Annotated in this window: 9 protein-coding genes; 8 read left to right on the top strand and 1 reads right to left on the bottom strand. The window is 62.3% G+C overall.

From position 1 onward, the window contains the following. Window positions 1-71: 71 nt before the first annotated feature. The 8 genes from AB3L03_RS21960 to AB3L03_RS21925 all read left to right on the top strand — a co-directional run bounded on the left by AB3L03_RS21960 (window position 72) and on the right by AB3L03_RS21925 (window position 11163). On the top strand, window positions 72-641 hold the full coding sequence (locus tag AB3L03_RS21960; protein WP_368507026.1) for an alpha-ketoglutarate-dependent dioxygenase AlkB: 570 nt from the start codon (window positions 72-74) through the stop codon (window positions 639-641). A 232-nt stretch (window positions 642-873) separates the two neighbouring features. Beyond that, window positions 874-1368, top strand: coding sequence for a hypothetical protein (locus AB3L03_RS21955; RefSeq protein ID WP_085361230.1), 495 nt, complete (start codon window positions 874-876; stop codon window positions 1366-1368). A gap of 134 nt (window positions 1369-1502) precedes the next feature. Then, window positions 1503-2432: an alpha/beta hydrolase gene (locus AB3L03_RS21950; protein WP_085361229.1), complete on the top strand. Its 930-nt coding sequence runs from the start codon at window positions 1503-1505 to the stop codon at window positions 2430-2432. Window positions 2433-2707: 275 nt separating this feature from the next. Next, complete coding sequence (locus AB3L03_RS21945) at window positions 2708-3685, top strand: TRAP transporter substrate-binding protein (RefSeq protein WP_368507025.1); 978 nt, start codon at window positions 2708-2710, stop codon at window positions 3683-3685. 5 nt (window positions 3686-3690) lie between these two features. Then, entirely contained in the window at window positions 3691-5682 is a 1992-nt protein-coding gene (locus AB3L03_RS21940; RefSeq protein WP_085361227.1) for a bifunctional diguanylate cyclase/phosphodiesterase, read from the top strand. A gap of 157 nt (window positions 5683-5839) precedes the next feature. Beyond that, the gene (locus tag AB3L03_RS21935; RefSeq protein ID WP_143273909.1) at window positions 5840-7222 is read left to right on the top strand and encodes an HlyD family efflux transporter periplasmic adaptor subunit; all 1383 of its coding nucleotides are present in this window, start codon (window positions 5840-5842) and stop codon (window positions 7220-7222) included. Continuing rightward, a complete protein-coding gene (locus AB3L03_RS21930) occupies window positions 7219-9162 on the top strand; it encodes a glycosyltransferase (protein WP_085350164.1) in 1944 nt (647 codons plus the stop codon). The genes AB3L03_RS21935 and AB3L03_RS21930 overlap by 4 nt, the downstream gene beginning before the upstream one ends. 777 nt (window positions 9163-9939) lie before the next feature. Further along, on the top strand, window positions 9940-11163 hold the full coding sequence (locus AB3L03_RS21925; protein ID WP_085354376.1) for an ABC transporter substrate-binding protein: 1224 nt from the start codon (window positions 9940-9942) through the stop codon (window positions 11161-11163). 231 nt (window positions 11164-11394) lie between these two features. Here the strand turns inward: AB3L03_RS21925 and AB3L03_RS21920 are convergent, their stop codons facing one another. Then, window positions 11395-12957, bottom strand: a complete 1563-nt coding sequence (locus tag AB3L03_RS21920) for an adenylate/guanylate cyclase domain-containing protein (protein ID WP_085350683.1) — start codon at window positions 12955-12957, stop codon at window positions 11395-11397. Window positions 12958-12962 lie beyond the last annotated feature (5 nt).

Genomic DNA, 12962 nt, shown 5'->3' with positions numbered 1-12962 from the left:
CGCATGTTACTTTCCGCGTCATATGTAAGTCGCATCAGCCACCATTAGGTTCCATCACGGAAATGCGAGGAATGACGCAGCTTGGCTTGTTCGCCGATCCGCACGCAGGGCCCGCCGGCCTTCGCTATGCCGATGACTTCGTCGAGACCGCCGTCGAGCAGGCGCTCATCGGCCGCATCGCAGCATTGCCGCTCCAGCGCTTCCAGTTCGGCGCCTTCGAGGGCAACCGCCGGGTGGCGTCCTTCGGCTATCGCTATGACTATTCGCTGCAGCGGCTGGCCGAGGCCGAGCCGATCCCGGACTGGGTCCTGCCCGTCGCGCGGCAGGTCGAGGCATGGGCTGGGCTTGCCGGCGGCAGCGTGCGGCAGGTGCTCTGCACCGAATACGAGGCCGGCGTCGGCATCGGCTGGCATCGCGACAAGCCGCATTTCGACAAAATCCTCGGCATGTCGCTGGGCTCGTCCTGCAAATTCCGTTTCCGCCGCCGTAGCGGCGACAAATGGGAGCGCCACACGCTCGAAGCCCGGCCGCGCTCGCTTTACATGATGGACGGCGAGGCGCGGTCGCAATGGGAGCACAGCATCCCGCCGGTCGAGGCGCGCCGCTATTCCATCACCTTCCGGACGATGAAGCAGGCCTGACAGGTCGGCCAAAACAAAAAAAACGCGAAAACAACCCCATGCACAGTAGAACGGCCGTCTCGGCGCGGGGCTCGGCCCCGCGGCGTAACCGTTTGACACCTCGGAGCAAAACAGCCGTAGCGCGCGAAGGCGCAAGGCGAGGCGAACTTGCCTTCCAATTCGGATTTACATGCTAATCTGGTTCCGCGCGCTTCCCGGAGGGAAGCCGCGATTGCAGGTCCAGGGAGGGAAGATGAAAGCCGGTCGATTGATCTTCGCCTGCACCCTCGTCCTCGCAGCCGCCTCCGGCGTCGCGGGAGCCTCCGACGCGACGCCCGCAAAAGTCTCGGGCGCGACGGCGCTGGCGCTCGCGGGGGTGATCGCGCCGCTGTCGTCGGTCCTGTCTGGCGCCGAGAAGAAGGCAATGGCGATGCTGTTCGCCGCCAACAGCGACATTCCCTACACGAAGCCGATCATGGTGACCGCCGATCGAATCGTCTGTCGCGCCGGCAATGTCGACATCACCGTCCGGAACTGCGAGGTCACCTTCGGCAAGAAGACCCGGACGGTGAATGGCTCCACGGCCAACGAGATCTTCGCCACCGAAGCTCTGGCCGGCATTCCGGCCGACGGTGCCGCGGGATCGAATTTCGAGAGCCTGACCAAGCTGAGCTGCACGATCGACCCCAATGCCATCCGCCGGAAGGACGGCAGCGGGGCGGATTGCACGTTCCAGCCGGGGAATTGAACCACGCGTGGAGGACGAGCCGAGAGAACCATGGGTGCCGCGAAATCGCCTCATGACCAACTAACTAATAAGGCGAATTGAAAAGACGGGCCAAACGCGCGAGCCCATATCGGGCACGCAGGGCCACCACCGACATGAAGAATTTTCTCGCATTTTTTCTGATTCTGGGCCTGACGGCAGCCTCCGCGCACGGCCCCTTGCCGCCGCGGCCGGCTGCGCCGTCCGATCTTGTCCAGGTCGGCCTCACAGATAGCGACACCACCGCAGGCGGCACCGCGCGGCTATGCGAGCAGGTCACCTTCTCGCGCGGCCTGCGCTACGGCGAGAGCGAAGCCAATGTGCTCGATGTCGCCACCGCCACGACCAAGGCGGATACGCCGCGGCCGGTGCTGCTGTTCGTGACCGGCGACACTTTCACTGGCGACCGCGCCGCGCCGGAGCTGTCGCGCCAGATCCAGGACCAGGCCATGTGCTTTGCCGCGCGCAACGACATGATCGGCGTGCGCGTCAACTACCGGCTGGCGCCCTCGGCGACGTGGCCGGCGGGTGCGAGCGACGTGGCGGCGGCGCTGTCCTGGGTCCACGGCAATATCGACCTATTCAACGGCGATGCCCGCGAGATCGTTGCGGTCGGCTACGGCGCCGGCGCCTTCCACGTCGCCACCCTGCTGGCCCATCCCGAACTCCAGACCGACCGCGCCGATGTCGCGGCGGTCGTGCTGGTGTCCGGGATCTACCGCGCCGGCAAGGACGCCAGCGACAGCGAGAAGGCCTATCTCGGCAGCGACGCCAGCCAGTACAACAAGCGCTCGGTCTTCCCCGGCATCCTCAATGTCGACGTCCCGATCGTGCTGGCCTGGGCCGCGGATGATTCCGCCGGCATCACGGCGCAGGGCGAAACCCTGAAGAAGACGCTCTGCGGCGCCGGCCATTGCCCGCGTAGCGCGCTGCTGCGCAGCCGCGACGGCATCGCGAGCGCCTTCGGCCTCGACGGCTCCGGCGACAGCCTCGCCGAGCCGACGCTGCTGCTGGTGCATCAGCTCGAGGCGCGCGGTCTGCCGTAGCGGCGTGTTGCCGGCAGCGCGCTGATAACGTCCACCTTTAGCTGGGTTGCCCCTCTCGCGGCCGCGCGCTCTCAGACAATTGTCTCGCCGGCGTTAGCACGCTTCAAACTACGATTCGCGATCTGGTCGCCGCCCGGATCGCCGCGTGCTATCTAGGAGAGCTCTCTGAAGCATTTCTATCTGTGGGGGTTCGTTAGGGACCAAGCAAATCGGCGTTTCGACGCGCCGCCGCCACGATCGGAAAACCGATGCTTAGTTTGCTTGCACGATGCGCGGTGATCTCTTTTGCGTTGATCTCGGCCTCCGCCGCCGAACCGGTCAAGCTCAAATTGGCCTTCCCCAGTTCCGACCGCTCGACGAGTTATCTCGCTGCGGTCAAGCCATTCGTCGACGCGGTCAACGCCGAGGCAAGAGGCCAGATCGAAATCGAGACCTATTTCAGCGGCGTGCTTGGAAAGGATCCGGCTGAGCAACCCCAGCTCGTGCTCGATGGTACGGCCGACATCGCCTACGTCGTGACGGGACTGACTCGCAACCGGTTCGCAGACAATGCAATCATCGAGATGCCCGGCCTGTTTACGAACATGCGGGAGTCCGTTGCGGTGTTCAACCGGCTTATGGCCGCCGGCGCGCTGCAAGGATACGACGACTACGTGGTGATCGGCGCCTATGTCACCGAGCCCGAGACGATCCACAGCAACGTTCCGATCACGTCGCTGAATGATCTGAAGGACAAGAGAATTCGCGTCAACAATCCGGGCGAAGCCGCAGCGCTCGAAAAGCTCGGAGCGCGGCCCGTATTTCTGCCGGTCACCAAGATCTCCGAAGCCATCGGCAGCGGCAGCATCGATGGCGCCCTGGTACCACCATCTCCATTGGTCGATTACGGCATCAAACGCGTTGCGACCTATCATTACCTTCTTGGCATCAGCGGCGCACCGCTGATGGTTTTGATGAACCGGAAAATATTCAACCGGCTGCCGAAACCTGCACAGGCGACCATCCTCAAATACAGCGGTGCGTGGTCTGCCGGACGTTTCATGGATACCTACGAAGCCGTTGAAAACAGCATTATGGGGGAGCTGAAGTCCGATCCCAAACGCCAGGTGACCATACCCACGCCGTCGGACCTCGATGCGGCCAATGCCGTGTTCGCGGCCGTTGCCGACGATTGGGCTTCGAAAAGTGAGCGCAATGCCGAACTGCTAAAAACGGTTCGGGCCGAGCTCACGAAAATGCGATCGACCCGGTAGCACTGATGCCGTCACTCGCCAGTATCTGGCCTCAGCGAAACATCGTCACCATCGTCGCCGCGCTTGCCATTCTGTTGCTGGGCGCCGGGACGACCCTGAAGATCACGACCGATCATCTTCTCCGTCAAGATGCGACGTCGACCGCTCGTAGCTGGGCGAGGTTCCTGGCGGCCAGTGTCACCGATCTCGAGCAGATCGCCGGCGGCGAGCAGCCTTCCGCCGCGAGCATGGCGTTCTTCCTGTCGGCGCGAAATTCCGGCGAGGTCTTTCACTACGAAATATTCAACCGTAATGGCTACTCCCAGTTCGTTTCGACCCGCGAAAAGATCGCGCTCGTCGACTTGTCTGAATATAGCCCCGATGCGGCGCGATCAGCGGTTGACGGTCTCCCGATCGTCGACGTCAGGGAGGGAAATTCGCCCGACCGACCGGCATTCTTCGCCCGCGCCTATGTCCCGGTCCAGACCGACGGTCGCCTCACCGCTGTCGTTGCGGCCTACGTGGATGAAACCGAGCAACGCAAGAATGTCCACAATACGTTCCTGACCGCGGCCGTGTTCCTTTGCCTGCTGTCAGGTCTCGCCTTCTCCATTCCCGCAATTGCCTGGTATCGGGAAACAAAGGTGAAGCACGCTGACCGGCGCATCCGGTTTCTCGCCCATCATGACGCGTTGACCGGGCTGACCAATCGCCCGCAGCTGATCGAAAAACTGGAGAGCGCCATCGCTCGCCTGCCGATGCGGGGCGGCAGCCTTGCCGTACACTTCATCGACATCGACCGTTTCAAGGAGGTCAACGATTCGCTTGGTCACGACGGTGGCGATTTTCTGCTCAAGTCCATCGCCAAGCGTCTTCGCGCCGCGGCCAGGATCGACGACGTGGTGGCGCGGCTCGGCGGCGACGAATTCGTGGTCGTGCAGAGCGGGATCGCCGGCAAAGCTCAGGCCGAGTCGTTTGCGAGCCATCTCGCCGCCGCGGTAAATGCGACCGTGAAATTCAAGCAGCACGAGATCCTCACCACCGCTAGCATCGGCGTGGCGCTGGCGACGGGGGAAGACACCACCGCCGAGCGGTTGCTCAAGAGTGCCGACCTCGCGCTCTACGCGGCCAAGGCAGCCGGCCGCAACTGCATCCGGTTTTTCCTGCCTGAAATGGACACTGAGCTACAAGCGCGCATCGAGCTCGAGAGGGCGATTCGCGACGCGGTACTGAATGATCGCTTCGAATTGCATTACCAGCCGCTCTTCGAAATATCCCAGCGCCGCCTTGCCGGCTTCGAAGCGCTGATCCGGATGCCCGCGGCGGACGGAACCCTCATTCCGCCATTGACCTTCATTCCGGTCGCCGAGGACTTGCGGCTTATCGACAAGATCGGGGCGTGGGTGTTGCGGGAGGCATGCCGCACGGCCGCGACCTGGCCGGCGCACCTGACCGTTGCAGTGAACCTGTCACCCGTGCAGTTCGTGGCGGGCAACATCGGTGACATCGTCGCCGCCGCACTAAAAGACGCCGGACTCGCGGCGCACCGGCTCGAACTGGAGATCACCGAAAGCCTGCTGCTCGGCAACACCGAAACGATCATGGCTCAGCTCCGGACGCTCAAGACGATGGGCGTTGCCATCGTGATGGACGATTTCGGGGCTGGCTATTCGAGCCTCAGCTATCTGTGGCGCTTTCCGTTCGACAAGATCAAGATCGATCGAGCCTTCATGCAGAGCCTCGACGGCCCTCATTGTCAGGTCGGGACAGTAGTAAAAGCGATCATCGCGCTCGGACGGGAACTGCGCATGCGGGTGACGGTCGAAGGCGTCGAGACCGCCAACCAGGCAGCTTTCCTCGACGCGGCCAACGGTGATCAGGTCCAGGGCTTCTTCTTCGGCCGGCCGATCCCCGCCTCAGAGCTCGGCGCCAGCATTCTCGCGGAGTTTGAGAAAGCAATGCCGCGGGCTTCGCCCGCGACCAAGCTGCACCTCGTCAACACATCGGCTGAACGGTAGCACGGACCCGTGCCTCTATCGGCCCAATGCGACTCTTGGCGATCCGCTATCGCAGACAATTCTCATGTTTCAGTTAGCCTTTGCAACACCAACATCGCATTTGGATTCGGCCGGCCGTATCTCGCGCGGAGGTTGCGCGTTGACTCTCAGGTGTATGATGCAAAACAAAACGCGTTTCGATTCGACATTCGAAGGCGGCGGCGGTCCAGATATCGCAAAACCTCTCGCGGTGGACGGAAACCATGACGCGCACGGTTTGCAACGCGCGTTGGATGCGCGTCTCAGTCCCGGCAATGCCGATGCCCCCGCAACCGGCGGCGATGCCGCCGCGGATGTAGCGCAATCCAAGCCGAGCCGGACGCTTCTCCGATTTGTGAAGGCCGCGGCGGGCATCGCCATCGTCGCAGTATTCGGCTGGCTGCCGCTCAGAGCGCTTTTCCAGACGTCAAGCGTCGAAGCCGTCGTCAATTCGAGGCTCGTGACGTTGAGGTCGCCGATTGACGGGAAGATTTCAGCCGGGGCCAGTCTGTCAGGCGATTTAGGCACCGTCGGTGAGGGCACTTTCATCCTCCGTGTCGTCAATCCGCGCGGCGACCGCGTGCGGCTCGATGACCTGCGCAGTCAGATGTCTCGCCTCGAAAACGAAAGGCCGAGCCTCGTTTCGAAGATAGCTTCAGCCCAGGCGGGGCAGAAGGATCTGGCGCGTCAGGCGGCCCTGTTCACAGCGGGGCGCATTCGTCAGCTCGAGGCGCGCATCGCAGAAATCCAAACATCAATCGAAGCGGCCGCAGCGCGTCGTGAAGAGGCGGCAGCCGCGGTGGAACGAGCATCATCGCTCATCAAATCGGGCAGCGTTTCGTCTGTCGAGCTTGGGCGCCTGACGCGGGATCAAACCATTGCTCAGCAGACCGAAATCGGCGCGCGACGCCGTCTGGATGCAACCCAGGTCGAGCTCACCGCCGCGCGCGAGGGCACTTTCCTCGGCGACAGCTACAACGATCGTCCGAGCTCGGTGCAGCGTGAGGAGGAAATGCGGCAGCGGGCTGAAGGCCTCACCGCGGACGTAGCGCACGCCGATGCGCAAATCTCGTGGCTCGTCGGCGAGATAGAATCAGAGCGATCTCGTTACATCGGCCGCTCCGAGGCGGACATCAAGTTCCCCGTCGCCGGCCGAATATGGGAGGTCATGACGGCACCTGGAGAGGACGTCCGGGCCGGACAACCGCTCATTCGTCTACTCGATTGTTCCGGCGCCGTAGTGACGGCGAACGTCACTGAGAGCGTGTATAACGGGCTGCAACTGGGATCTCTCGCACATTTCCGGCCGAGCGCCGGCGGCCCCGAATTGACTGGCACCGTCGTCAATCTCACCGGCTCCGCAGGGGTCGCAGCGAACCTCGCCATTAATCCCGATGCGCTGAGCAAGGAACCGTATCGTGCGACGATTTCGGTCCCCGACCTCAACGATGGCTCCAACGATTGTCCAGTCGGGCGAACCGGACGCGTCATCTTCTCGCCAGACACTGCGAGAAAGCCATGATCGCCGCGCTGACACCGGGCCTTATTGCGCTCGGGTTCTGCGTTGCCGTCCTTCCCTGGTTGCGGCACGAGAACTCCACGGCGCGCTCGCTGATGATCTCAATCGCATTGCTGCTCATGATCCGCTATTTTGGATGGCGCATGACAGCCACGGTGCCGCCCGTCGGCTGGACCGCCGACTTCGCCGTGGGATCCGTGTTCCTCTTCGTCGAGGCTGTATCGCTTGCGGCGGGTGCACTGACACTGGTGTTTCTCAGCCGCTCGACCAATCGAACGCCGCAAGTCGAAGTCAACAGGCGGTGGCTTGCCGGACGGCAAGCTCCGCTGATCGACGTATTCATTTGCACCTACAACGAGGAAACGTCGATTCTGGAGCGCACAATCATCGGCGCCACGGGAATGAACTATCCCAACTACCGCGTCTGGGTTCTGGACGACGGACGGCGTGACTGGCTCGAAAAGCTTGCCGGCCAGCTCGGCTGCCGGTATCTGGCGCGCCCGGACAACAAGGACGCCAAGGCCGGCAACATCAATCACGCCCTGTGGCATGTGGCGGAGCTCGCCGATCCCCCAGATTTCATTTCGATTCTCGACGCCGATTTCGTGCCTATGCCCGAATTTCTCAGCCGCGCGACGTGCCTGTTCCGCGACCAGGGCGTAGGCGTGGTACAGACACCTCAGCATTTCATCAATGCGGATCCGATCCAAACCAATTTGGCCGCGACCAAGGTCTGGCCGGACGAGCAGCGCTTTTTCTTCGATATCCTGATGCCATCGAAGGACGCTTGGGGCGTGGCGTTTTGTTGCGGCACGTCGTCGGTCATCCGATTCTCGTCCCTCGTGAAGATCGGCGGCTTTCCGACCGATTCCGTGACGGAGGACTACTTGCTGACGCTGCGGCTGACGGAAATTGGATCACGCACGGTGTACCTGAACGAGCGTCTGACCTTGGGGCTGGCCCCGGAGGGACTCAAGGAGTACATCACTCAGCGCAGCCGATGGTGTCTTGGCTTCATGCAAATCTTTCGGGGGCGCAGTGGTCCCTTTTCCCGAAGATCGCAGCTGGACGTTGTCGACAGGCTTTCTCTCATCGAAGCATTCATGAGTTGGACCTCGACCTATGTCGTCAAGGTCTTCGGTCTCGTCGTTCCAAGCCTTTATCTTCTCTTCGGCATCAAAGCGGTCCAGGCCGATCTTTTCGAACTCCTCGGATATTTCCTGCCGTTTTATGTCTGGTATTCGCTCACCATGGCCTGGATTTCCCGCGGACGCTCCATGGCGGTGATGTCGGATGTCGCTCAATACATTGCACTGCCGGCGGTTCTCAAGGCCGTGGCGGCGGGACTGCTCCAGACGCAGGGACACACATTCAAGGTCACGGCGAAGGGCGGGGATCGCGACCAACGCTTCGTCGAATGGCCACTGCTCAGGGTATACGGCACCGCATTGGCGATTACGCTCGCGGGTATCGTCTATGCCTTCGTGCTTCATGTGCAAGGTGACATGATCGCCTATGGCGGTCTGGCGCTCGCCTGGAGTTTGTACAACGCCATCATTCTGTTGATCGTCTGCCTGGTGTCCATCGAGCAGCCGCGGCGACGGAAGGCCGAGCGGTTCGAGCGAGATGAGCCTGTCCTTTTCAATATCGGTTCCCGGCAGTGCATCTACCGTTTGGCAGACATGTCGATCACGGGCGCTCGCTTCGTGAGCGACAATCCACCACCTGTCGGGACCGCGGTTCGCTGCACCCTCCAGGAGAGAAACGTCGCGGCCCTGGTCGTGCGACGCACGGGGAATGGCTTTGCAATCCGGTTTGATGAAACCCTCAACACCCGCATCGCTCTCATTCGCGCTTTCTATTCCGGTGACTACGTCAGCGCATTCACCGGCATCCACGCCGCCCCGATCGGCAAAGCATTAATGATGCGGATTTTCGGGTGACTACCTCTGCTGATGAAGCGCAGCACCAAGCTCGCTGAACGTCACCGTCGTTGCCAAGCCGAGCGCTGCAACCGGTTCTTCTCGACCAATGCCTACGTCCAGGCCTTCGGCGCTCGTTCGTTCCAGGTAGCGCGCGCCCTATGTAGGCGCCCGCAATTCGCCCTGAAACCAAGCCAAGGTATCAGACGATCTCATTGGGTCGACCAGCACGACCGCGATCTGGTCGACGAAATCGCAAGCGGGACATTCGAAGGTCCAAATCTCAGAACCGGCGGAGCTTGGCGTGATGCGCGCCAGCGTCGTTGTTATCCGGCATGTAGGACAAGGTGGTCGCTGAATGGCCATGAGGCTCGCCTGAATCCGGCGGGAGCGCGATACTCTCAGTCACCGATGGGCGCCGATGCGGGCGGTGATGGACCATCATGGAACCGAGAGCTCTGCCGCCACCGGTCAATATTGACCACCATCCAAATTACGGCCCGCTATCCCAAACATGATCTTTCACAGATCGGTTCATTTTTCATCGGACGAGTGCGGAACAGCGAGCGCACCCGCGCTATATCGCCCGATTTCACGACCGCCGGGTCGAGATGGAGTCCAATGTCCGCGGGCTGCCCTAGCGGCGCGCCACACTCGGCGCGTCAGCACGCCTGCCGTTTCGTCCGGCCCTCCAGCTGCGCACCGCGCCACAGCTTTGACAAACGCTTGACCTAGATCAAGCAGCCTTGGTGCGGATTGAGCCGACCTCGATGAGGGGCCAACGTCAAGGTATCGGGCATGCGCGTCTCCGGCAGGATGCTGTTCGTGTTGATGGTTGCCCTGGCATCGCTCGGGGCGATGTCGCAGGAGCGCGCCGATCAACCCACCGCCGACAACGAAATCCGTATCGGCAATGTCATGCCGTATTCGGGACCGCTGTCCGAATTCGGCGCCATCGGCCAGGCGGAAGCGGCCTATTTCGACATGGTCAACGCGCGCGGCGGCATCAACGGCCGCAAGATCCGCTTCATCACGCGCGATGACAATTCCGATCCGACGACCGCGCTGGAGCTGACGCGCAATCTGGTCGAGACGGACGACGTGCATTTGATGTTCGGATCGTTCGGCACGCCCGGTAATCTCGCCACGCGCTGGTATCTGAACGCGAAGAAGATCCCACAACTGTTCGTCGCCTCCGGCGACGAGGAGCTGAGCCAGGCCAAGGCGTTTCCCTGGACCATGGGCTGGCAGCCGTCGTTCCGGTCGGAGGGGCGCATCTACGCCAACTATCTCCAGGCCTATTATCCCAGGAAGAAGATCGTGGTGCTCTGGCAGAACGACCAGTTCGGGCGTGCGCTTCTCAAGGGCATGGAGGAAGGTCTTGGCGATCTGAACCGTCTCGTCCTCGTCGACATCGCCTTCGACATTGCCGATGAGCATCTCGACGGACACGTCTCGATCCTCAAGCGCGCCGGCGCCGATATCTTCGTCTTTCTCGGTGTACCGTCGACGGCGTCCAAGGTGATCAAGCTGGCGGCGGCAATGAAATGGCGCCCGGTCTTCATCGTCAACGACGCCTCCGCCTCGATCGCCAATGCGATGGCGCCCGCAGGCCTGGAGAATTCCTCTGGCGTGATCTCGGCGGCTTTCCTCAAGGATCCGAGCGATCCCGCCTGGAAAGACGATCCCGCCATGAAGGACTGGTTCACTTTCATGGACAAATACCATCACGACGAAAGCACCAACAGCAGCGCCGCGCTCTATGGCTACGCCGCGGCAGAGGCGCTGACGCAGGTGCTGAAGCAATGCGGCGACGACCTCTCGCGCGAGAACATCATGCGTCAGGCGGCTTCGCTGAGGAATTATCAGCCTTCGGTCGCCCTGCCCAACATCAGGATGAACACCTCGCCGAACAGCTACCTGCCGATCCGGCAGATGCGGCTGGTCCAGTTCGACGGCCGCTCCTGGCAACCCTTCGGCGACGTGATCGAAACCGCCTTCACGGAAGGCGCGGCGCGGTGAGTTGACTCGGGCCCACCTATTGCTGGGCTACCCCTCTCCCCCGCCCTCCCCCACAAGGGGGAGGGAGCCGAGCGGAGAACGGAGCAGCGTCGCACCATGATCGACTTTCCGCGAAGTTGGACAAAGTCGCCACGTTAAAGATGTGTTTCCCTCCCTCCTTGTGGGGGAGGGCTAGGGAGGGGGTGCCACACGGCACACTCTCTCAATGAGAGACGGCAACGCGCGTGCTCCTCACGCCGGGTTCAGAGAGGCCAGCGCATTCTCCAGCAGCGAGCGCACCCGCGCCGCGTCGCCGGATTTGACCACGGCGGGGTCGAGATACAGCTCCAGCCCCGGCGCTCGCTCGGTGATGATCCCGCTCCTTTCGGCGGCCGCGTCGTTCAGCGCGTCGACCGAATAGGGAATGATTTCGCGGCTGATGCCCTTCATCGTGATCGCGGGCAGCGCGTGGGCGCGGACGATGTCGCTGACCAGCGCGAAGGTCTCGTAGCTCAGCACGATGCCGCCGGGCTCGGCGATCGATTGCAGGCGCGCGGCGAGGTTCGCCTCCGCGCCGATGATGGTGTAGTCCATGCGATCGCTGCTGCCGAAATTGCCGACATTGCAATAGCCGGAATTGATGCCCATGCGGGCCTTGAACGGCAGCTCGATGCCGGAGGCGCGCCATTTCGCATTGAGCTCGGTGAGCCGGTGCTGCATGCGCCAGGCCATCTGGAGACAGGCCTGCGCGTCGGCGCGGTCGCCTTTGGTCTCGGGGTCGCCGAAGAAGATCAGCATGGCATCCCCGATGAACTTGTCGATGGTGCCGCCAAATTCGTGGGCGACCGCCGACATCTCGGTGAAATATTCGTTGAGGAGCTGGGTCAGCAACTCCGGCTGCAGCCGCTCCGCCGTCGCGGTGAAATTCTGGATGTCGGAGAAGAAGATGGTGAGCTTCTTGCGCTCGGTGTGGATGGTAACGTCCTTCTGGCCGGAGAAGATGCTCTTGTAGACCTGCGGCGGGATGTAGCGCGAGATTTTCATCGATAGCGAAGCCAGGAAGTCGTTGGTGGATTCGAGCTCCTTGTTCATGCCCTTGATGCGGCTCGCCTGGCGGCGCTGCAGCGAGAGGAACGACAGGCCGCTGCCGGCGGCGATCAGGAAATAGGCCAACAGGAACTTGAACGAGAAGATGTTGGCGGCGATCGGCTGGGCGATGATCACCTCCTGGATGCCTCTGACGTCACCGACCTTCCAGTCCTTCTTCGGGCTCTCGGGGTGACTGTTGTGGCAGCTGACGCAGGCCGGGCCCATCGTCACCGGAGCGATCAGCCGGACCTTGTCGTTGAACAGCGAGGTCTCGGTCTCGACGATCTTCTGCTCGGGATCGTTGCGAAGCGATTCGAGCGCGGCCTTCTCGAACTTGTCGAGCTGGTGCGGGGCGCGGTTCTGGAACGGGAAGTCCGAGACGAAACGGTAGGTGATGTTTTCCTGCTGCGCCCCGATCACCCGCCCTAGCTCCAGCGACAATGTCGCCGGGATCGGGATCGCGCCGGGGATGGATTCGTAGTTGTGAATCACCCTGGTCGTACCGTTCGGATTGGCGATGATGCGCCCGACCACGTTGGTCGCGTAGTAGCTGCGCACGCTCGTGATCACCGAATTCAGGTCGATCGCCTGCCGGCGCAGCGCGGTCTTGCTGAGTTCGGTCAGGTCCAGCCACACCGCGAGCGGCAGGGCGAGCAGCAGGAAGGCGATCGCGGCACCGGTCAGGATGCCGCTCTTGCGCTGTTCTTCGGAGATCTCTTGCTTCACTCGTT

Origin of the sequence: Bradyrhizobium lupini (assembly GCF_040939785.1) — a bacterium.
Classification (GTDB): domain Bacteria; phylum Pseudomonadota; class Alphaproteobacteria; order Rhizobiales; family Xanthobacteraceae; genus Bradyrhizobium; species Bradyrhizobium canariense_D.
Note: the sequence above shows the minus strand (reverse complement) of the source record. Positions and strands in the feature narration are given on the sequence as shown.